18 protein-coding genes and 1 riboswitch are annotated in these 21,563 nt (G+C 70.3%); of the genes, 6 read left to right on the forward strand and 12 right to left on the reverse strand.

What is annotated here, in order from left to right:
• Positions 1-11: 11 nt before the first annotated feature.
• The 4 genes from V1227_RS24555 to pth all read left to right on the forward strand — a co-directional run bounded on the left by V1227_RS24555 (position 12) and on the right by pth (position 3,036).
• On the forward strand, positions 12-983 hold the full coding sequence (locus V1227_RS24555) for a ribose-phosphate diphosphokinase (protein ID WP_236221099.1): 972 nt from the start codon (positions 12-14) through the stop codon (positions 981-983).
• A gap of 331 nt (positions 984-1,314) precedes the next feature.
• On the forward strand, positions 1,315-1,914 hold the full coding sequence (locus V1227_RS24560) for a 50S ribosomal protein L25/general stress protein Ctc (RefSeq protein WP_329787859.1): 600 nt from the start codon (positions 1,315-1,317) through the stop codon (positions 1,912-1,914).
• A gap of 62 nt (positions 1,915-1,976) precedes the next feature.
• Entirely contained in the window at positions 1,977-2,483 is a 507-nt protein-coding gene (locus V1227_RS24565; protein ID WP_236220450.1) for a DivIVA domain-containing protein, read from the forward strand.
• Entirely contained in the window at positions 2,473-3,036 is a 564-nt protein-coding gene (pth, locus tag V1227_RS24570) for an aminoacyl-tRNA hydrolase (protein ID WP_329787860.1), read from the forward strand. Before V1227_RS24565 ends, pth begins: the two co-directional genes overlap by 11 nt.
• A gap of 195 nt (positions 3,037-3,231) precedes the next feature.
• On the opposite strand, the gene V1227_RS24575 is transcribed toward pth, so the two are convergent.
• Positions 3,232-4,845 carry a fatty acyl-AMP ligase gene (locus V1227_RS24575; protein ID WP_329787861.1) on the reverse strand — a complete coding sequence of 538 codons (1,614 nt, stop codon included), beginning with the start codon at positions 4,843-4,845 and terminating at the stop codon, positions 3,232-3,234.
• Positions 4,846-4,945: 100 nt separating this feature from the next.
• On the opposite strand from V1227_RS24575, the gene V1227_RS24580 reads away from it, so the two are divergent.
• A complete protein-coding gene (locus V1227_RS24580) occupies positions 4,946-6,274 on the forward strand; it encodes a DivIVA domain-containing protein (protein ID WP_329787862.1) in 1,329 nt (442 codons plus the stop codon).
• Here V1227_RS24580 and V1227_RS24585 read toward each other — a convergent pair.
• From V1227_RS24585 to rsmI, 11 genes are all read right to left on the reverse strand, one after another.
• Entirely contained in the window at positions 6,271-8,040 is a 1,770-nt protein-coding gene (locus V1227_RS24585) for an ABC-F family ATP-binding cassette domain-containing protein (RefSeq protein WP_329787863.1), read from the reverse strand. The two genes, V1227_RS24580 and V1227_RS24585, sit on opposite strands and share 4 nt — an antisense overlap.
• Positions 8,041-8,082: 42 nt before the next feature.
• The gene (locus V1227_RS24590) at positions 8,083-9,072 is read right to left on the reverse strand and encodes a hypothetical protein (protein ID WP_329787864.1); all 990 of its coding nucleotides are present in this window, start codon (positions 9,070-9,072) and stop codon (positions 8,083-8,085) included.
• 101 nt (positions 9,073-9,173) lie between these two features.
• The gene (locus V1227_RS24595) at positions 9,174-10,136 is read right to left on the reverse strand and encodes a 4-(cytidine 5'-diphospho)-2-C-methyl-D-erythritol kinase (protein WP_329787865.1); all 963 of its coding nucleotides are present in this window, start codon (positions 10,134-10,136) and stop codon (positions 9,174-9,176) included.
• A gap of 57 nt (positions 10,137-10,193) precedes the next feature.
• Positions 10,194-10,997 carry a MetQ/NlpA family ABC transporter substrate-binding protein gene (locus V1227_RS24600; protein WP_329787866.1) on the reverse strand — a complete coding sequence of 268 codons (804 nt, stop codon included), beginning with the start codon at positions 10,995-10,997 and terminating at the stop codon, positions 10,194-10,196.
• Positions 10,998-11,025: 28 nt separating this feature from the next.
• On the reverse strand, positions 11,026-11,709 hold the full coding sequence (locus V1227_RS24605) for a methionine ABC transporter permease (RefSeq protein ID WP_090097274.1): 684 nt from the start codon (positions 11,707-11,709) through the stop codon (positions 11,026-11,028).
• Entirely contained in the window at positions 11,706-12,704 is a 999-nt protein-coding gene (locus tag V1227_RS24610; protein WP_329787867.1) for a methionine ABC transporter ATP-binding protein, read from the reverse strand. The genes V1227_RS24605 and V1227_RS24610 overlap by 4 nt, the downstream gene beginning before the upstream one ends.
• 225 nt (positions 12,705-12,929) lie before the next feature.
• Positions 12,930-13,023, reverse strand: a riboswitch (SAM riboswitch).
• Between the two features lie 88 nt (positions 13,024-13,111).
• The gene (rsmA, locus tag V1227_RS24615; protein ID WP_329787868.1) at positions 13,112-13,939 is read right to left on the reverse strand and encodes a 16S rRNA (adenine(1518)-N(6)/adenine(1519)-N(6))-dimethyltransferase RsmA; all 828 of its coding nucleotides are present in this window, start codon (positions 13,937-13,939) and stop codon (positions 13,112-13,114) included.
• Positions 13,940-14,398: 459 nt separating this feature from the next.
• Positions 14,399-15,808 carry a transglycosylase family protein gene (locus V1227_RS24620; RefSeq protein ID WP_329787869.1) on the reverse strand — a complete coding sequence of 470 codons (1,410 nt, stop codon included), beginning with the start codon at positions 15,806-15,808 and terminating at the stop codon, positions 14,399-14,401.
• A gap of 303 nt (positions 15,809-16,111) precedes the next feature.
• A complete protein-coding gene (locus V1227_RS24625; protein ID WP_329787870.1) occupies positions 16,112-16,933 on the reverse strand; it encodes a TatD family hydrolase in 822 nt (273 codons plus the stop codon).
• Positions 16,933-18,726 carry a methionine--tRNA ligase gene (metG, locus tag V1227_RS24630; RefSeq protein ID WP_329787871.1) on the reverse strand — a complete coding sequence of 598 codons (1,794 nt, stop codon included), beginning with the start codon at positions 18,724-18,726 and terminating at the stop codon, positions 16,933-16,935. The genes V1227_RS24625 and metG overlap by 1 nt, the downstream gene beginning before the upstream one ends.
• A gap of 66 nt (positions 18,727-18,792) precedes the next feature.
• A complete protein-coding gene (gene rsmI, locus V1227_RS24635; protein WP_236220462.1) occupies positions 18,793-19,638 on the reverse strand; it encodes a 16S rRNA (cytidine(1402)-2'-O)-methyltransferase in 846 nt (281 codons plus the stop codon).
• A 24-nt stretch (positions 19,639-19,662) separates the two neighbouring features.
• Between rsmI and V1227_RS24640 the strand changes: the two genes are divergently transcribed.
• Positions 19,663-21,201, forward strand: coding sequence for a dolichyl-phosphate-mannose--protein mannosyltransferase (locus V1227_RS24640; RefSeq protein ID WP_329787872.1), 1,539 nt, complete (start codon positions 19,663-19,665; stop codon positions 21,199-21,201).
• Positions 21,202-21,563: the final 362 nt, after the last annotated feature.

Here is a 21,563-nt window from a genome sequence, read left to right on the forward strand (position 1 = left end):
TGAACCCGCAGATGCCCGGCACACCGAAGAAGAACCTGATGCTCTTCGGCGGGCGTGCCTACCCGGAGCTGACGGAAGAGGTCGCGAAGCACCTCAACGTCACGGTGACCCCGCAGTCGGCCTACGACTTCGCGAACGGCGAGATCTTCGTCCGCTTCGAGGAGTCCGTGCGCGGCTGCGACGCCTTCGTCATCCAGTCGCACACCGCGCCCATCAACCAGTGGCTGATGGAACAGCTGATCATGGTCGACGCCCTGAAGCGCGCCTCGGCCAAGCGCATCACGGTGATCATGCCGTTCTACCCGTACAGCCGCCAGGACAAGAAGCACCGCGGCCGCGAGCCCATCTCCGCCCGCCTGGTCGCCGACCTGTTCAAGACCGCGGGCGCCGACCGCCTCGTCTCGGTCGACCTGCACACCGCCCAGATCCAGGGCTTCTTCGACGGCCCGGTCGACCACCTGTGGGCCATGCCGCTGCTCGCGGACCACATCCGCGGCAAGTACGCGGGTCACGAGATCACCGTCGTCTCCCCCGACTCGGGCCGCACCAAGCTGGCCGAGAAGTGGGCCGACACCCTCGGCGGCGCGCCGATCGCGTTCATCCACAAGACCCGCGACCCGCTGCGCCCGAACGAGGTGGTCTCGAACCGCGTCGTCGGCAAGGTCGAGGGCCGCCTGTGCATCGTGATCGACGACATGGTCGACACCGGCGGCACCATCGCGGGCGCCGTGAAGCAGCTGCTGAGCGAGGGCGCCTCCGACGTGGTCATCGCGGCCACGCACGGCATCCTGTCGGGCCCGGCCACGCAGCGCCTGCAGGACTCCGGCGCCCGCGAGGTCGTGTTCACCGACACGCTGCCGATCCCGGCGGAGAAGCGGTTCCCGAACATGACCGTGCTGTCGATCGCGCCGCTGCTCGCGCGCGTGATCCAGGAGGTGTTCGAGGACGGGTCCGTGACGTCGCTGTTCGACGGCAACGCCTGACCCCACCGGTGTCCCACGGGGGCCTTCCGCAGTCCGTTCCCGGACGTGGGAGGCCCCTTCCGGTTTCCGGGTGGCGAACCGGTCGACCCCCGTGAGCCCGTCCGGGCACCCCCCGATTGGCCTCCCCGTTGCACGCTCACCTACACTGGTCGGGTTGCCTCGGCGAGGGCGAGCTCCCCAGCTCGGCGTGATCGACGCGGTGGCTTGATGCCGCGCGTGTTGACCCTGTTTCCGCGCTGCTCGCCGCCGCAGGCCACCACCAAGCCTCAACCGCTGAGAACTTGTGCACCGCCCCGACGTACAAGGCCAGACTTATAAGGAGTACCCCACCGTGTCCGAGGTTCGTCTCGCCGCTGAGCAGCGCACCGAATTCGGCAAGGGCGCCGCCCGCCGTACCCGTCGCGCCGGCAAGATCCCCGCGGTGCTCTACGGCCACGGTTCCGACCCGAAGCACCTGGCCCTGCCGGCGCTCGAGTTCGCCCGTGTCGTCCGTGAGCACGGCCAGAACGCCGTCCTCACGCTGTCCCTGGACGGCGGCAGCGAGCTGGCGCTCACCAAGACCGTCACCACGCACCCCATCAAGAACTACATCGAGCACGTCGACCTGCTGCTCGTCCAGCGCGGCGAGAAGGTCACCGTCGAGGTGCCGCTGGTCATCTCGGGCGAGCCCGCTTCGGGCACGCTGCTGACGCAGGACCTGAGCACGATCCAGATCGAGTCCGACGCGATGAACATCCCGGAGCAGATCGAGCTGTCGATCGCCGGTGTCGGCGCGGGCACGCAGATCCACGCCAGCGACCTGACCCTGCCCGCCGGTGCTGTTCTCATCACCGACGCCGAGGCCTTGGTCGTCGCCGTGAACGAGGCGCCGTCCGCGGCGCAGCTCGAGGGTGACGAGGCCGCTCCGGCCGAGGCCACCGAGGAAAGCTGAGCCCCATCACGTCGGGCCGAAACGACGGCGCGCCGCCTCCTCACGAGGGGGGCGGCGCGCCGTTGCCGTACCTGCGCCCGGCCGACGTCCGGTCGAAGACCTTCCGGCGCAAGCGGCAGGGCTACGACCCCGGGCAGGTCAACGAGTTCCTGCAGATCATCGCCGACGCGCTGGCCGGGCGTCTGCGCCTGAACCCGGACCACATCCGCACCGTCCGGTTCGCGGCGGTCCCGAACGGCTACGACCCGCTGAGCGTCGACGGCGTCCTGCACCTGCTGGAGTTCCAGGTCCGCAACGGCATCGTGCCGCCGACGGGCCTGAACACCGGCGAGGACCTGAGAGCGCGCAAGCTGCCGAAGACCGGCACCGGCTACGATCGCGCCGAAGTCGACGCCTTCATCACCCGCGCCGCGGCCAACCTGGACGGCCGGGGCTCCATGACCTCCACCGAGGTCCGCAACACCCGGTTCAGCACCACGTCCGGCCTGCTGGGCAAGGGGTACCAGGTGCAGGCCGTGGACACGTTGCTGGACGATCTCGAGCAGGAGTTGCGGTTCCGTGGACGCTGACCTCGCCCTCATCGTCGGACTGGGCAACCCGGGCCCCAGGTACGAGGGCAACCGCCACAACATCGGCTTCCTGGTCCTCGACGAACTGGCCGCCCGCATGAACGGCAAGTTCAAGGCGCACAAGTCCGGCGCCGAGGTCGTCGAGGGCCGCCTGTCCGGCCACCGCGTCGTGCTGGCCAAGCCCCGCAGCTTCATGAACCTCTCCGGCGGCCCCGTCGCGAGCGCCGTGAAGTTCTTCAAGCCCACCACGATCCTCGTGGTCCACGACGAGCTGGACCTCCCGTTCGCCGCGCTGCGCATGAAGCTCGGCGGCGGCGACAACGGCCACAACGGACTCCGCTCGATCACGAAGTCCCTGGGCACCAGGGACTACCACCGCCTGCGCTTCGGCGTGGACCGCCCCTCCGGCCGCCAGGACCCCGCCGACTACGTCCTCAAGGACTTCTCCACCGTGGAGCGCAAGCAGCTCGCGCTGGAGATCGACCGGGCGGCGGACGCGGCCGAGGCCCTCGTGACCAAGGGCCTGGAAGCCGCGCAGAACGCCTTCCACTAGCGGTGCGACGGGCGTGGACGCGGTACGAGGACTCCCCTGCTCGCGGCTTCCGGCCGGACGACAGTCCCTCGACGACCGCGGTTGCTGCGCCCATCCGTCGGGCAACGCCCACTTCCGGGCCGTGCCGCGCAGGCACCGTCGCCCGCGCGGCTCGTCGCGAGAACGCGAGAGCCGCGCGAACGCCCTCCACCAGCGCTAGACCAGCCCCGCCGCCGCAGACCGCCGCAACTTCCCGGACGGCGTCTTCGGCAGCGTCCCCGGAGCTTGCACCACCACCGCGAACGGCCGCAGCCCCACGGCGTCCACCACCCGCGCGGTCACCTGCTTCACGAGGTCCTTCTCGGCCTCGGCGTCCCCGGCCAGCTTCGACTCCAGCACCACGGCGAACCGCTCGCGCTTGGTCCCGGCGTCCAGCCGCACCGCGACGGCGTTGCCCGCCCGCACGCCCTCCACGGAGCAGGCCGCACGCTCCACGTCGGTCGGGTAGATGTTCCGGCCGCCCATGATGATGACGTCCTTGCGGCGTCCGCAGACGACGACCTGGCCGTCCTCCACCAGGTACCCGAGGTCCCCGGTGGACAGCCAGCCCTCGGCGTCCTGAGTGGCCAGTGGGCCGTCCACGGTCAGGTAGCCGGGGGTCACCGCCTCGCCGCGGATCTGCAGCTCGCCGACGTCCCGCACGCCCAGGACGGCGCCGGTGTCCGACACGACCCGCAGTTCCAGGCCGGGCAGCGGCGGGCCGAGCAACGGGAACGCGCGACCGCCCTCGGTGGGCACCGCGCGGTGCGAGGCCTCCAGGGCGTCCGCGTCGACGACGTCCACGGACAGGCCGGTGAACAGGGGCGCGAAGGCCACGCCCAGGGTGGTCTCCGCCATGCCGTAGGCCGCGAGGATCGACTCCGGCCTCAGCCCGAACCTCGCGCCGGCGGTCACGAAGGCCTCGACGGCGGCCGGGTCGATCGGTTCCGCGCCGTTCAGGGCCAGGCGCATCGAGGACAGGTCGAACGAGTCGGACGACGAGGCCAGGCGGCGGGCGACGATGGCGTAGGCGAAGTTCGGGGCGGCGGTGATCGTGCCGCGGTAGCGCGTGATGAGGTCCGCCCACAGCGTCGGGCGGGACAGGAAGTCGACCGGGGTGACCTTCACCAGTTCCAGGCCGAACAGCATCGGCACGGTCAGGAAGCCGACCATCCCCATGTCGTGGAACAGGGGCAGCCACGACACCATGACGTCCGACTCGGGATCGAGAGCAGCTGCGACGCGCATGCCCTCGGCGTTCGCCATGAGGTTGCGGTGGGTGATGCGGACGGCTTTCGGATCCGCTGTCGATCCACTCGTCAACTGCAGCAGTGCCGTGGCATCCTCGGGGGTGGGAACAGGAGCGGCGATCGGCTCCGCGTCGAGCTCGGAGAGCAGCCGGTAGGGCACTCCGTGCTGGTCCAGGACGGAAGCCAGGGCGTCGAACGGGCTGCCGAGCAGGACCAGACGCGAGTCGATCATGGCGAGCACCCGCAGCGTGTCCTCGGCCCACTCGGCCAGGTCGGTGCGTGGTGTGGGTTGGTGCAACATCGTGACGCTGCCACCGCACAGCCATGCGGCCTGCACGGCTGGGGCGATCACGGCTGGTTCGGCGGCAAGCACGGCGACCGCGGTGCCCGGTGCCACGTCGAGCGCACCGGCCATCCGCCGGGCGCGTTCGTGCACCTCGGCCCAGGTCCGGCGAACGGGCGCGGCGGGTTCACCCGTCGTCATGCCCCGGTCCCGGCCGTTGGTGGCCGTCGCCAGCATCACATCCACGAACTGACTCATGTTCGCGATCGTAGTGGCGGCCTTTGGTCCATCAGGGCGAAACGTTGTGCCAGGCGAAACGCGATACTCCCCAGTACAGGTACGCAGGAGGAGGTCATTGGTGGATCGGGGCGGTCCCGGAGCGCAGCATCGTCTGCCCGCGCATCCGGCTCCTCTGCTCTCGGCGCAGGACGTGGCCCTGGTCGCGTTCCACCGTCCCCCGCGAGGTCAGCGCGGGTACGACGCGGCCGAGGTGGACTCGTTTCTCGACCGGGTCGAGAACACCATGAAGAGCAAGGACATCCTCACGCGCGAGGACGTGCTCAACGTCCGGTTCAGCACGGCGACCCGTGATCCGGGCTACGACGTGAACGAGGTCAACGTCTTCATGGAGCTCGTGGCGGACACGCTGCGGTCCACGCCGCAACGCGTGCAGGCCTCCGCGCCGGCCCAGGGCGCGCACGCCACGTCGCAGGCGATGAGACCCGCCGTCCGGTTGTCGCCGGACGACGTCGCCGCCGTGCGCTTCCACAAGCCCAGACCGGGCACCCGCGGCTACCACGAGGGGCAGATCGACGCGTTCCTCGACCGCATCGAGAACACCCTGCGGGGCAGGGACAACCTGACCGCGCAACAGGTGCAGGACGCCGTGTTCGGCGAGACCGCGCCCGGCACGTTCGGCTACGACTCCGAAGACGTCGACACGTTCCTCGACCTCGTGGTCCTGATGTTCGAGACGGCCCCGCCGCCCCAGGCGCCGCCGACGACGCAGCTCCCGCAGCAGCAGCAACGGCCGCAGCAGCGCCGCCCCCAGCCCGATCCGCGTCCGGCGCAGCAGTCGCGCTCCCCGCAACGCCCTCAGCAGCCCTCCGCTCCGCGCCCGCCCGCCCAGCAGCCCGCACTGCAGAAGGCCGTCGACGCGCCCGGGCTCACCGCGGCGGACATCCGCAACGTCGCGTTCCACCGCCCTCCGCGCGGCCGCCGCGGCTACCAGGAGTCCCAGGTGGACGCTTTCCTCGACCGCATCGAGGCGACGCTGCTCGGCCAGGACAACCTGACCGGCAAGGACGTCCGCGACGTCCGGTTCTCCCGTCCGCTCATCGGGCGGCGCGGGTACGACGAGACCGAGGTGGACGCGTTCCTCGGCCAGATCGAGCAGCAGCTCTCCGGGCCGGTGCGCAGCATGCCGACGATCAAGTCGTGGAAGGACCTGCGCCAGCTGCGGATCCCGCCGGCGGCCCCCGGCCAGCGCGGCTACCGCACCGCGCAGGTCGACAGGATGCTGGAGGAGATCGGCGTCGCGCTCGACGGCATGCTGGGGGCGACCGCCGACGAGGTCATGAAGGCACGCTTCAGCTACGCGCTGCTCTCCGGCCAGGGCTACGACACGTCGTTCATCGACGAGCTGCTGCCCCAGCTCGCCGACGAGCTCCGCCGCCGCGGCCGCTAGCCCTCGACGACCTCCGCCGCGACCATCCAGGCCGTCTCCACCTCGGACTGCTCCGCCAGCACGGTGCGGAGCTCCGCGTCGAGCTTGAGCAGCCGGTCGGGGTCGGTCGCGGCCTCGGCCAGGGCGGCGTGCAGCTCGGCTTCCTTCTTGTGCAGCACCTCGAGGCGCCTCTCCAGCCGTGCCAGCTCCTTGCGGGCGGCACGCTGGTCGGCGGCGTTCGAGGGAGCCTTCTCCGCCGCGGGGGCCGCCGCGGACTGCCTGTCGCGCACCGAGTCGCGGCGCTGCAGGTACTCCTCGATGCCGCCGGGCAGGTCGGTCAGGCCGCCGTCGCCGAACAGCGCCACGACCTTGTCGCAGACGCGCTCGACGAGGTACCTGTCGTGCGAGATCACGACGAGCGTGCCGGGCCACGAGTCGAGCAGGTCTTCCAGCTGCTGCAACGTGTCGATGTCGAGGTCGTTGGTCGGCTCGTCGAGCAGCAGCACGTTCGGCTCGGCCATCAGCAGCCGGCACAGCTGCAACCGCCGCCGCTCGCCGCCGGACAGGTCCGACACCGGCGTCCACTGCTTCTGCGACGAGAACCCGAACCGCTCGCCGAGCTGCGACGCCGACATCTCGTACTTGCCGAGCACGACGCGGCGGGCGACCTCCTCGATCGCCTCCAGCACGCGCATCGAGCCGTCGAGGTCGAGCAGCTCCTGCGAGAGGTGGGCGATCTTGACCGTGGCGCCCTGGATCCGCTTGCCCGACTCGGCTTCCCGCTCCCCGGCCAGCAGGCGCAGCAGCGTCGTCTTGCCGGAGCCGTTGACGCCGACGAGGCCGATCCGCTCGCCGGGGCCGATGCGCCACGTCAGGTCGCGCACCAGCACGCGGTCCGGAATGGACAGCGTGACGTCCTCGAGCTCGATCACCGTGCGGCCCAGGCGCTTCTTGGCGAACGCGACCAGCTCGACGGTGTCGCGCACCGGCGGCACGTCCGCGATCAGGGCCTCGGCTGCCTCGATGCGGTAGCGCGGCTTCGAGGTCCGCGCGGGCGCACCGCGGCGCAGCCACGCGAGTTCCTTGCGCGCCAGGTTCTGCCGCTTCTCCTCCGCGGCGTCCGCGAGCCGCTGCCGCTCGGCGCGCGCGAAGATCCAGTCGGCGTAGCCGCCCTCGTACTGCTCGACCTTGCCCTGCACCACTTCCCACGTGCGGTTGCAGACGGTGTCGAGGAACCACCGGTCGTGGGTGACGACGACGAGCGCGCACTTGCGCGCCAGCAGGTGCTCGGCGAGCCAGCGCACGCCTTCGACGTCGAGGTGGTTCGTCGGCTCGTCCAGCACGAGGAGCTCGAGGTCCTGGATCAGCGCGGCGGCCAGCGCGACGCGGCGCCGTTCGCCACCGGACATCCTGGAGACCACCGAGTCCAGGCCCAGCGCCGTGATCCCGAGTCCGTCCAAAATGGATCGGACACGGGCGTCGGACGCCCACTCGTGCTCCGCGTCGAAGCCGAGCGGGTCGATGACCGCGTTGCGCACGGTCGACCCCTCCGGCAGTTCGGTCCGCTGCGTCACGACCGCCATGCGCAGGTCGCGCGACCGCGACACCCGTCCGTCGTCGGCGGGCTCGACCCCGGCCAGCACCTCGAGCAGCGTCGTCTTGCCGCCGCCGTTCAGGCCGACGACGCCGATCCGCTCGCCCTCGTCGACGCCGAGCGACACGCGGTCGAGCAGCGGCCGGACGCCGAACGACTTCGACACGGACTCCAGGTTGACCAGGTTGGCCATCAAAACCTCACGACTAGTAAGAAACTGCCCGTTGAAGGCTACCTACCAGGGCCAAAGCCCCTGCTCACCAGCCTCGAACAGGGACAACGCCCGCGGTGCGCCCGCCGGGTCGCCGCGGTGGCGGTAGCGGTGCCTCGACACCGACGCCCACTCCGTGCCCTGCTCGCCCAGGTCCCACACGTGCAGTGGCACGTAGGCGGGCACCGCACCGCTCAGCTCCCCGTCCAGAGGCTGCGCCTCGGTGACCAGGAGAACCCTGTCGTGCCTCCGGAGGCGCTTGCGCACGACCTCCAGCAGGCGGCGCCGGCGGTCGTGGGGAAGCCCGTACCCCCGGAACCGCACGACCTCGGCCCGGTCGCACCGGCGCACCACCGCCTCGACGGTCTCCTCGAACCCGTACCGCTCGGCCGCGTGGAGGTCGACCAGCAGGAGCGTGTGGCCGGTGATCCGGGGCAGCGGCGAGGGTGCGGGCGGCCGGGGCACCGGCCGGCACTCCGCGGCCTTCGGGTCGTGGCGGCGGTCCAGGATCGCGCGGAACAGCGCGGACTGGCGTTCGTCGACCGGCTTCGGGTGCACGCGGTTCAGGACGTCGCCGAACCGCAGGCTGATGAAGACGTGGTCGTGGTCGCGCACCGACTCCTCGGTGTAGAGGCGGCGGACGGCGTCGCCGATCCCGCGCTTGAGCGGCTTGGGCAGTGCGCGGCCGTGCTTGTGGTGCCAGTAGTTCAGCAGCCAGGTGGGGTCGTTGGGCTCCGCGAGCACGGAGTCGACCACCTGGCGGGAGGTGCCGTGCAGGCCGGCGGCCAGGCGGGCCGCGACGAACTCGGCGGCGCCCGCGTGCGCGGTGCAGGCGAGTCCGGCGTCGTGGCGGGCCCAGCGCAGCAGGGCGGCGGTCCACGCGGGGTCCTCGACCGTGCTGCGGCGGACCAGGCCTGCGTAGTGGTCGAGGCGGTCGGGGTGGAGGTTCGGGTGGTTCCCGACCAGGTCCGACACGACCATCCGGAACAGCTCGTGCCGGAGCCGTCTGCCCACCTCGCCTCCCCGCGACAGGGCCACGCGCGCCCCGAGAATTCGAGATCGCCCCCGTTTGGAACGGGCGCTTCGCACCGGGGCGCGCGTGGCGCCACAGGATCTTAGGCGTGCACCTCGGGCGGAGTGGGCTTCGGTTCCTCGGCCGTGATCACGCGCGCTCCGGGCACCGGGCCGTGCGCCACGCGCACCGTCCGGCACACCCCCGCGCCGGCGAGCTCGGCGGCCACCCGGACGGCCGTGTCGCCGTCCTCGCACAGGAACGCCGTCGTGGGGCCCGAGCCGGACACGATGCCGGCCAGCGCGCCCGCGTCGACGCCCGCGCGGAGCGTGCGGCGCAGGTTGGGCCGCAACGAGACCGCGGCGGCCTGCAGGTCGTTGCCGAGCAGCAGCGCGAGCTGGCGCGGGTCTCCCGAGGACAGCCCCTCCAGCACGGCCTCGACCGGGCCGACGCGCGGCGGATCCCCCTCCGCGCGCAGGCGGTCCAGCTCGTCGAAGACGTCCGGAGTGGACAGTCCACGGCGGTCGAACGCCAGCACCCAGTGGAACTGGTGGCGGGCGAGCACCGGCACGATCCGCTCGCCGCGGCCGGTGCCGAGCGCGGTGCCGCCGTAGAGGGCGAACGGGACGTCCGCGCCGAGCTTCCCGGCCAGTTCGGCCAGCTCGTCGCGGCTGATGTCGAGGCGCCACAACGACGACAGGCCCACGAGCGTCGCGGCGGCGTCCGCGCTGCCCCCCGCCATGCCTCCCGCGACCGGGATGGCCTTGCGGATGACCACGCGGACCTTCGGGTCGTCCGGGTCCTTGCCCACGTGCGCGGCGAGCAGCTGGACCGCGCGCCAGGCGAGGTTCGAGGCCCCGGTGGGCACCTGGTCGGCGCCCTCCCCGTGGACCTCGACGCCTGGCTCGTCGGCGACCGCGACCGTGACCTCGTCGACCAGCGACAGCGCCTGGAAGATCGTCACCAGGTCGTGGTAGCCGTCCGGGCGCACGTCACCGACGGCCAGGTGCAGGTTGACCTTGGCCGGGACGCGGACCGTGACCGGGGGTGGAACGACTGCGAGCACCACGTCAGCCTACGGGCGTTCTGGGGTCCCGGACTCCTCCCCCGGTCGGCAGCACCGTCAGACCGGGATGACCGAGCCGCTGTAGGTCTGCTTGATGTAGTCCTTGACCTGCTGCGACGCCAGGAGCTCCGCCAGGTCCCTGACGCGCTTGTCGTCCTTGAGCTCGGTCCGCGTCACCAGGCCGTTGGCGTTGGGGTTGCCCTCGGCCTTCTCCAGCGCGAGCGAGTCGGTGGCGGGCTTCAGGCCCGCGTCGATGGCGTAGTTGCCGTTGATGACCGAGGCGTCGGTGTCCTCCAGCGAACGCGGCAGCTGAGCGGCCTCCAGCGGCACGAACTGCAGGTTCTTGGGGTTCTCCGCGATGTCGCGCACGGTCGGCTGGTCGACGGCCTTGAGCTTGATCAGGCCGTTCGCCTCCAGCAGCTTCAGGCCGCGGGCCTCGTTCGTGGCGTCGTTGGCGACGGCGATCTTGGCGCCGTTCTGCAGCTCGTCGAGCTTCTTGGCCTTCTTGGAGTAGAGGCCGAGCGGCTCGACGTGGACCGGCTGGACCCACTCGACCTCCGCGCCGCTCTCCTTGGTGAACGTCTCCAGGTACGGGACGGTCTGGAAGTAGTTGGCGTCGAGCGACCCGTCGACCAGCGCCGTGTTCGGCTGCACGTAGTCGGTGAACTCGACGACCTCGATCTTGAGACCCTTCGACGAGGCGAGGTTGTCGGCCACGTACTCGAGGATCTGGGCGTGCGGGACCGGCGAGACGCCGACCTTCAGCGTGTCCGAGGCGGACGAGCCACCACCGGACGAGCAAGCAGACAAAGCCGCCACACCGGACAAAGCAACTGCGATCAGGGCAGCACGAATACGCATGACGTTCCTTTTGAGAATCGCTACGGGTCTAGACGGAGGCGTGCCGGCGCCGGTCGGACGCACGGGCGGCACGGGTGAAACCGAGCTGGATCACGGTGGTGAGCACGGCGAGCCACGCCACGGTGCTCCACAGGATCCGGTCGTTGAAGCGCTGGTAGCCCTCGCGGATCGCGAGGTCGCCGAGGCCACCGCCCCCGATCACGCCCGCCATCGCCGAGTACCCGATGAGGGCGATCACGGTGACGCCGATGGCGTTGATCAGCGCGGGCATCGACTCGCGGATCAGCACGCTGCGCACGATCTTCAACGTCGAGGCGCCCGTGGTGATCGCGGCCTCGACCACGGTCACGTGCACCTCGGACAGGATGTTCTGCACCAGCCGCCCGACGAACGGGATCGCTCCCACGGCCAGCGGCACGATGACCGCCGTGCTGCCGATGGAACCGCCGACGATCAGCCGGGTGACCGACGTGAGCGCGACGAGCAGCACGATGAACGGCATCGAGCGACCGAGGTCGGTGACGAAGCTCAGAACCCTGTGCACCGCGGCGTTCGGCCGCAGCCCGCCCTTGGCGGTGAGCTGCAGCCAGACACCTACGGGAACTCCCAGCAGTGTTGCGATGACGGTGGAGACGCCGACCATGTACAGCGTTTCCCCGGTGGCCTCGACGAGGTACGCGACGACGTCGGACCAGGGTGTTGCAGACCTCACGCAGCTACTCCCTGCGGCCCCTTCAGGGACCTCTGCACAGCGCCTCCGGCCTCGCCGATCCACTCGAGAGCGGAGTCGGAACGTTCGCCGTTCAGCCCCAGGCGGAAGCGCGCGACCGGGGTCTCCCCGAGACGCGTCAGGCCACCGCCGACGATGTTGAGCTCGACCCCGAACCGGTGCGCGGCCTCGGGCAGCAGCGCGCCGACCGCGGCGAACCCGACGAGCACGACGTCCGCGACGCGGTCGTAGCTGCTCTCGTTGATCGGGTTCAGGTCGACGGCGGGCAGCAGGGCGCTGCTCGTGCGGCTGACCGGGTCGTTGACCAGGTCGAGCACCTTGCCGTGTTCGACGACGCGGCCCTGCTCCAGCACGGCGACGTCGTCGCAGATCTTCCGGACCACGCCCATGTCGTGCGTGACGACGAGCACGGTCACACCGAGCTCAGCGCGCGCACGGTCGAGCACCGTCAGCACTGAACCGGTGGTCTCCGGGTCCAGGGCGGACGTGGGCTCGTCGGCGAGGAGCACGGACGGGTTGGCGGCGAGGGCACGCGCCACGGCGATGCGCTGGCGCTGCCCGCCGGACAGCTGGTCGGGGTACGCGCCGGCCTTGTCGGTCAGCCCGACGAGGTCCAGCAGCTCACCGACACGGGTGCGCCGCTGCGGCCCCGGCACACCGGCGGACTCGAGCGGAAGCGCGATGTTGCCGGCCGCGGTGCGCTGGCGGAGCAGCGAATCCCCCTGCGGCACAACGCCGATCTGGCGACGGGCGGCACGCAGCGCCGACCCGTCGAGGCTCGTGATGTCGGTGCCGTCGACGCGGATCGCCCCGGAGTCGGGACGCTCCAGCAGCGCGACGCAGCGGGCGAGCGTCGACTTGCCGGCACCACTGGGGCCGACGACGCCGAGCACGGTGCCGGCCTCGACGTCGAGGGTCACGCCGTTGAGGGCGCTGACGCCCTGGAAGGACTTGGTGAGGTTTTCGACAGTGATCACTTCTGCTCCACGGCTGCGCGCGACGGCACCTCGTCCGCTGGTGTTCGCGGACGTGCGCGGTCGAAGTTTGCTGCTCAGGTGTGTGCGCCACTCCGCGATCGAGTGCGCGTCAGAGGACTTTGAGAAGGCGCCCTAGACGAGGTGGCGACGACATGCAGAAGCGGTGCGACGGCACTGGTCGACAACTCGACGGCGCGTCAGCATTCGCACGGTACCCATGGTGCTCCTCCATCGGTCCTGGCGTTAGCACCTGCCCGCATCCAGCGGGTGGTTGCTGCGACGTCGTAGAGCCAGGTCTCTCAGTCGCTCCGGATGGCAAGTAGCAGTCAACCGGACGGACGTTCGGTTGCGCAAGCCAGAATCCGATTCGTTCGACAGATCACACTGTTGGCCGAAGGATCCCCGGCCTAGACCTCGGCGATCCGGATGAAGTCGATCACCGTCAGCTGCTCGCCCCGGAGCTGCGGGTCGACACCCGCCTTGGCGAGCACCTCGTCGACGTTCGCGGTGTGCCCGCGGAGGGCGGCCCGGAGGGTCTTGCGACGTTGCGCGAACGCGGCGTCGACGACCGCGAAGAGCTTCTTGCGATCCACAGTGGACAACGGCTTTTCGTGGCGCTGGAACCACACCAGCCCGGAGTCGACGTTGGGCGCGGGCCAGAACACGTTCTTGCCGATCGCGCCGGCCTTCTTCGCCTCGGCGTACCAGGCGAGCTTCACGCTGGGGACGCCGTAGATCTTGCTCCCGGGCTTCGCGGCCATGCGGTCGGCCACCTCCGCCTGGACCATGACAAGACCCTTCCGGAGGCTCGGGAGTTCGGCCAGGAGGTGTAGGACCACCGGGACCGCGACGTTGTACGGGAGGTTGGCGACGATCGCGGTGGGTTGCACCGGCAGGTCCTCTTGGGTGACTTTCATGGCGTCCCTGAGGACCACGTGCAACTTGCTCGCGTTCTCCGGGTCCATCTCCGCGACGGTCCGGGGAAGCCTCCGCGCCAGCGGCGGGTCGATCTCCACCGCGACGACCTGGCTGGCGCTGGGGAGCAGGGCGAGGGTGAGGCTGCCCAGGCCCGGACCGACCTCGAGGACGACGTCGTCCTCGGCCAGGCCGGCCGCCGCGACGATCTTGCGGACCGTGTTGGGGTCGTGCACGAAGTTCTGGCCCAGCTTCTTGGTCGGGCGGATGTCCAGTTCGGCGGCTAGACGGCGGACTTCGGCGGGTCCCAGCAGGCTCACCCGGGCATTCTCTCAGGCTGCTGGTCCGGGGCTTGGTCACCCCTCACCGGGGCGAGTGGGAGGGTGCTCCACGGGGCGGCTTGGCGCGCGGGTCGGCTCGGCGCCATCGCGGCCGGCGGAAGGCCGGCTCGCCTTCGACTCCGCCCCGCCGTTCCACCATCCCGGGACTGTCAGACCCGCCGAGTACGGTCGGTCGCGGGGGACGCCGAATTCGAGGGGACCCTTGCGCGAGCCTGCCCGCGCCAAGCCCTTCGCACCGCCAACCCCGCACAAGGCACGGGTGCTCGCCCAACTCCGGCTCCCGCCTCACCGCCTCCAGCGCGGCCGCTCACCGCCGTCAGCCGCAGCCGAGGTGCCCGCGGCCGGAAACCCGCACACGGCACAGGTGGGCGGAACCGCGAAGGCCGCCCTGGCGAACCAGGACGGCCTTCGTGCGGGGGACGGGGAGGCGACGCGGGTCTACGGCAGGCCGAGCTTGGCGCGGCAGCCCGGCCACGCCGAGTACGTGCCGCCGCGGCCGTCGCGGAGCTTGGTGGCGATGGCGATCTGCTGTTCGCGCGTCGCCTGGTGCGGGTAGGCGGCGAAGGCCGCGCCGCCGTAGGCGTCCCAGGTGCTCTTGTTGAACTGCAGGCCGCCGTAGTAGCCGTTGCCGGTGTTGATGGCCCAGTTGCCGCCCGCTTCGCACTTGGCGAGGCGGTCCCAGACCTCGCCGCCGGGGAGGGGCTTGGTGCCCACGACGATCTTCTTGGGTTTCGGCTCCTTGGTGACCTTGCTGCCCAGCTTCTCGCGGCTGATCTCCTTGCCGTTCTTCACGGTCACGCGGTACTGGGAGATCTGCTCGCCGGCGGCGCCGGGGTCGACGACCTTCTGCTCGCCCGCGTTCATGTTCGGGTCGTTGGTCTTCTCGACCGGCGCGGCGACCGGCTCGTTCACGTTGATGACCGTGACGCCGGTGCGGGAGATGTAGACCTCGGCGCCGGTGGCGAGCTTCACGTCGGCACCGGACGAGACGGCGTCCTCGGGGCCGAGGGAGAGGTTCTCGGACTTCAGCAGCTCGTCGACGGTGAGGGCGGTGGTCTTGACCTCGCGGACCGGGTTCGCGCCGTCGAACAGCTTGATGGTCTTGCTGGTCTTGACCTCGAGGTTCATGCCCTCGAGCGGCACGTCCTGCGAGCCGGGCGCGGACATCCACGCGCCTTCGAGGTTCACGCCGAGCTGCTTGGCGGCTTCCTCGACGGTGACGGAGCGGACCCAGTCCTCGCGGGCCTGGCCGTCGACGCTCATCTTGAGCAGGCGGCCGCGGTCGAGGCTGATCTTGCCGCCGTCGGAGATCGGGGCGTTCAGCGACGGGGACAGGGCGTCGTGCTCACCGACGACGATGCCTTCTTCCGCCAGGACCTCGCCGACCGTGCCCTCGTAGGAGTGGACGGTCTGCAGCGCGCCGTCGACCTCGACGGTCAGCGACTTGTCCATCGCCATCGCGGTCACGCCGCCGCCGGAGATCGACACGAGGACCGCGGCGACCGCGCCCTTGAGGAAGCGGCGCTTCCAGTTCGTGGCGGCCTTGACGAGCAGCTGCGGGTCGCTCTTCTCCTCTTCCTCCGACGGGAGGACGAGGGGCGGCATGATCGTCGTCTCGGCGTTGATGAGACGGATCAGCTCGTCGACGTCGACGTTGGCCGAGGCGAGCAGGTCGTCCGCGTCCGGTCCGAGCACCTCGAGCACGTCCGCGGGCGTGATGGTCAGCGCACCGGCGGGAAAGCTCGGGTGGGGATCGACGACGCCAACCGCGGTGCCCCCGACCGGCGTGAACCAGTCGGTGTCCTCGTTGAAGTCGTAAGGAGCGGCAGTTCTGTCGCTACCGGACATCAGGGTCGATACCTCCATTGCGGAAGCTGTGAGGCCACCGCACAGTTGGCGTTGACAAGATCATTCGAGTTGGAGCTCGAAGGTTCCCGGCAACTCCTCCTACGTGGTCTCGCTGCTTGTCGCTTCTGGCTTCGGTCCCGCCCCGACTGCGGGCGTGCTCCGAACCGACAACGTCGGTTCAGGTGGCACGGTCACGGGACAGTAACGGGGCAAAGCACGTTGCGCAAACACCCCTACCGATGTTGTGACCTCAGTCACCCATGGAGGTAGGAACCCTGTACTCCGTTTGCTCCAAGTCATTTTTCAGCGGTCGAAGCCGAACACTCGTTGAGCAGTACGGGTGACGGCGGTGCAGAGTTCAGAAAGATCTTCGCCACGGAGAGTGGCAAGATCCCGAACTGTGTAATTCACACAATAGGGTTCGTTCGGACGGCCCCGGTACGGGTGCGGCGTCAGGAACGGCGCGTCCGTCTCGACCAGCAGCTGGTCCTGCGGCACCAGCACCGCCGCCTCCCGCAGCGCGCGGGCGTTCCTGAACGTCACCGGGCCGGCGAACGACAGGACGTACCCCGCGTCGACGCACCGCCGGGCGAAGTCCGCGTCGCCGGAGAAGCAGTGGAAGACCACAGTGGACGGTGCGCCCTCGGCGTCGAGGATCTCGAGGATGTCCTCGTGCGCGTCCCGGTCGTGGATCATCAACGGCTTCCCGACGCGCTTGGAAAGGTCGATGTGCCAACGGAAGGCCTCGTGCTGGGCGGCCGGCGGCGAGTAGTCCCAGTAGTAGTCGAGACCGGTCTCGCCGATCGCCACCACGCGCGGCAGGACGGCCAGCCGCTCCAGTTCCGCCTTCTCCGCGTCGCCGAACGACGAGGTGCGCGTCGGGTGCACGGCCACCGCGGCGTAGACCCGCGGGTCCCAAGTGGACGCTTCGGCGGCCCACGTGGCGGCGGCCAAGTCGTCCGCCACGGTGACCACGTGCGAGACCCCGGCGGCGTTCGCGCGGTCGAGCAGCACCGCCACGTCTTCCGGTGAGGTGGCGCCGCACGCGTCGAGGTGCGTGTGGGCGTCGATCACCGGTGCCGGAAGGGCTTCCGGCACCGGCGGTCGTTCCTTCTTCTCCGCCACTAGTCGGTCACGATCGGAGCCCACTCGGGCCCGACCTCGCCGAGCTTCGCGTCGAGCTTCGCGAACAGCGGCGACGGCTTCTGCAGCGGGCGACCGACCTCGATCGGCGTGGACTCCCACTTGGCCTGCTCGCCGGCGTAGTCACCGGTCAGCACCGGGTACGAGCGCTCGGGGACGTCCAGGTCGGCGACCTCGGTCATCTCCGGCTGTGCGGCCCACACGCCCGTGCCGCCCAACGCCTCGTGCACCTTCTGCGCCGAGTGCGGCAGGAACGGCGTCATGAGCGTGTTCGCGTCCTGGACCACCTGCAGCGCCGTGTGCAGCACCGAGTCGCGGCGCTCCGGGTCGTCCTTGAGCTTCCACGGCTCCTGGTCGGACAGGTACTTGTTCGCCAGCGAGATCACGCGCATGGCCTCGCCGGAGGCCTGCTTGAACCGGGAGCGGCGCAGGTGCGCGCCGACCGTGCCGAACGCCGCCTTGGACTGCGCGAGCAGCTCGTGGTCGGCGGGCGTCAGGGCCGTGGCCTTCGGGATGGCGCCGACGTTCTTGTGCGCCATGGAGATCGAGCGGTTGACCAGGTTGCCCCACTCGTTCGCCAGCTCGTAGTTCGTCCGGCGGACGAACTCCTCCCAGGTGAAGTCGGTGTCCTGGTTCTCGGGACCCGCGACGGAGATGAAGTACCGCAGCGCGTCCGGCCCGAACTCCTCCAGGAAGTCGCCGACGTAGATCACGGTGCCGCGCGAGGTGGAGAACTTCGAGCCGCTCATCGTCAGGTACTCCGACGACACGACCTCGGTCGGCAGGTTCAGCGTGCCGAACCGGCCGGGCTCGCCGCCCTTGTCGCCCGCGCCGTTCTGCCCGAGCAGCAGCGACGGCCAGATCAGCGAGTGGAAGACGATGTTGTCCTTGCCCATGAAGTAGTAGCCCTGGGCGTCACCGGTCCAGAACTCCTTCCAGGCGTCGTCGTCGCCGGAACGGCGGGCCCACTCCACCGAGGCGCTCAGGTACCCGATGACCGCGTCGAACCACACGTAGAACCGCTTCATCGGCTGGTCGCTCCACCCGTCGAGCGGGATCGGCACACCCCAGTCGAGGTCGCGGGTGATGGCGCGCGGCCGCAGGTCCTTGATGAGGTTCTGCGAGAACTTGAGCACGTTCGGGCGCCACTCGGTGCGCGTGGACATCCACGAGCCGAGCGAGTCGATGAACGAGGGCAGGTCGAGGAACAGGTGCTCGGTCTCGATGAACTTCGGGACCTCGCCGTTGATCCTCGAGCGCGGGTTCTTCAGGTCGACCGGGTCGAGCTGGTTGCCGCAGTTGTCGCACTGGTCGCCGCGCGCGCCGTCGTAGCCGCAGATCGGGCAGGTGCCCTCGATGTAGCGGTCGGGCAGCGTGCGGCCGGTCGACGGGCTGATGGCACCCATCTCCGTCTTGGGGACGACGTAGCCGTTCTTCCACAGCGCGGAGAACAGGGCCTGCACGACCTGGTAGTGGTTGCCGGTGGTCGTGCGGGTGAAGAGGTCGTAGGACAGGCCGAGGCCCTGGAGGTCGGAGGCGATGACGCGGTTGTACTTGTCGGCGAGCTCGCGGGCGGTGAGCCCTTCCTTCTCGGCCTGCACCTGGATGGGCGTGCCGTGCTCGTCCGTGCCGCTGACCATGAGCACCCGGTGTCCGGACATTCGCATGTAGCGGGAGAAGACGTCGGACGGGACACCGAAACCGGAGACGTGACCGATGTGCCTGGGGCCGTTGGCGTAAGGCCAGGCCACCGCGGTCAGTACGGAGGCACTCATGCGCATAGCCTACGGAGGCGGTGCCAGGCGGTTTCCACCGAGTGGGAGAAGCTCCCGGCGCGCGCGTCAGCTCGACCTGACCGCCGCGTCGTAGAGGGTCTTCTTGCTGATCCCGGCCGCCTCCGCGACCTCGGCGGCGGCCGACTTCATCCGCTCACCGTCCGCGACGCGCTGCTTCACCTCGGCGACGAGCGCGTCGAGGTCGGGCTTCTCCTGCGCGGGCGCGGGACCCAGCACGACGGTGATCTCGCCGCGTGCGCCTTCCACGGCCCACTCGGCGAGCTCGCCCAGCGTGCCGCGGACGACCTCCTCGTACTTCTTCGTGAGCTCGCGGCACACGGCGGCGCGGCGGTCGGGACCGAGCACCTCGACGGCGTCCCGGAGGGTGTCCGCGAGCCGGTGGGGGGCCTCGAAGAAGACGACGGTGCGCTGCTCGGTGGCCAGCGGGGCGAACCAGCGCCTGCGCTCGCCGGACTTGCGCGGCGGGAAGCCGTCGAACGCGAACCGGTCGCTCGGCAGGCCGGACAGGGCGAGCGCCGTCGTCACCGCGGACGGCCCCGGCAGGCACGTGACCGTGATGTCCTGCTCGACGCACGCGGCGACGAGCCGGTAGCCGGGATCGGAAACCGACGGCATCCCGGCGTCCGTCACGAGCAGCACGGTCTCGCCGCCGTGCAGCGACTCGATCAGCCCCGGAAGGCGCCCGACCTCGTTCTGGTCGTAGAAGCTGATCACCCGCCCGGACGGCTTGACCTGCAGCGCGGCGGCCAGGCTGTGCAGCCGGCGGGTGTCCTCCGCGGCGATCACGTCGGCGGTCTCGAGGGCCTCGACCAGCCGTGCGGAGGCGTCGCGGATGTCGCCGAGCGGGGTGGCCGCCAGAACAAGACGGCCTGAACCGGATACAGGACTCACAGGCTTCACCCTACGATCGGCGACGTGACAGTCCTCGTGCAGCCAGGAGAGGCGCCCGTCGTCGTCGAGGAGCCGCGCACGGATCGTGCGGCCGCACTCGACCCGCCTCCGTCCGGAGACCGGATGCGCGGGTGGCTCATGACGGCCGTCGTGACGCTGATCGGTGCCGTCGTGCGCTTCTGGAACGTCGGCTATCCGACGGACAAGGGCACGCCGATCTTCGACGAGAAGCACTACGTGCCGCAGACGGCACAGGTGCTGCGCAACGGCGGCTACGAGGACAACCCGGGCTACGAGCTGATCGTGCACCCGCCGCTGTCGAAGCAGCTGATGGCGATCGGCCAGGAGCTCTTCGGCTACGACGGCCTCGGCTGGCGGTTCGCCTCGGCGCTCGCCGGTGCGATCACCATCCTGCTGATCGTCCGCATCGCGCGCCGCCTGACCCGGTCCGACCTGCTCGGCGCGCTGGCGGGCGTCCTGCTCATCGCGGACGGCGTCTCGCACGTCCAGTCGCGGATGGGCATGCTCGACATCTTCCTGGCGCTGTTCGTCGTGGCCGCGTTCGGCTGTCTGGTGGTCGACCGCGAACAGGTGCGGGCGCGGCTGGCCGTCGCCGTGCGCGAGGGCTTCGTCAACAACTCGGCGTTCGGGCCGTGGCTCGGCTTCCGCTGGTGGCGCTTCGGCGCGGGCGTGTGCCTCGGTCTGGCGTGCGGCATCAAGTGGTCGGGCATCTGGTACATCGCGGCCTTCGGCCTGCTGACGGTCGTCTGGAGCGCGCTGGCGCGCCGGGCCGCGGGCGTCGAGGAGCCGTGGCTGGGCGCCCTGGTCAAGGACGTGCTGCCGTCGCTCGGCGGCCTGGTCGCGATCCCGGTGCTCGTCTACGTCACGACGTGGTTCCCGTGGATGGCCAGCGAGACCGGCATCGACCGGCACGTGGTCGGCAGCAAGGTCCAGGACGTCGGCTACATCCCGGACGTCCTGCAGTCGCTCTGGTACAACGCGAAGAACGTCTACAAGTTCCACGTCGAGCTGGTCACCTCGGAGACCAACAGGCACCCGTGGGAGTCCAAGCCGTGGACGTGGCCGATGGGCCTGCGTCCGATGCTCTACTACTACGACAACACCGTCACCGGCTGCGGCGCTGCGTCGTGCCTCGGCGCGATCATGCTGATCGGCACGCCCGCCATGTGGTGGCTCGCGTTCCCGGTGATCGGCTGGGCGATCTTCCGCACCGTCGGCCGGATGGACTGGCGCTACGCCGGCGTCCTGGTCGGCTACGCGGCGGGCCTGCTGCCGTGGTTCCTGAACCTCGACCGGCAGATGTACTTCTTCTACGTCACGCCGATGGCGCCCTTCCTCGTGCTGCTGATCGTGCTGGCGCTGGGCGAGGTCCTCGGCCGTTCGTCCGCGGGCGCCGAACGCCGCGGCACGGGTCTGCTGGCCGTGGCGCTGTACGTCGGCATCGTCGTGGCGAACTTCGTGTGGCTGTGGCCGATCCTGAACGGCAACCCGATCACGCCGGAGATGTGGCAGCAGCAGCTGTGGCTGCCCAGCTGGCGCTGATCTCCAGCGCCCTCTCCCTGGTCAGGTCGCCCTCGAGCCTGAAGGTGACCTGACCTCGCTGCCACAGCAGGGTCTGCCCGGCCTTCCGGTGTGGCCCCGTCGCCGTGGTGCCGGACGAGTTCGCGGGAAAGCCCTTGCCCGTGTGGGTCGTGGGACTGGTCGTCGCGGGCGCCGTCGGGGTTCTTGCTGTTGCGCAAGCGGATTCGGCCATCCGGACCGAGGTGAGTGGTGAGGCGATCGGCGGAAACCGCCTCACCACTCTTCGCTGGGCATCCCGTGAGATGCCGGGGCTTTCCGGGCAGACCACGGCTTAGGTCGTTGAACGGTGAACCGCCGTTACGGGCCGGTCCCACGTTCACCCG

Origin of the sequence: Lentzea sp. DG1S-22 (assembly GCF_036321065.1) — a bacterium.
Classification (GTDB): Bacteria; Actinomycetota; Actinomycetes; order Mycobacteriales; family Pseudonocardiaceae; genus Lentzea; species Lentzea jiangxiensis.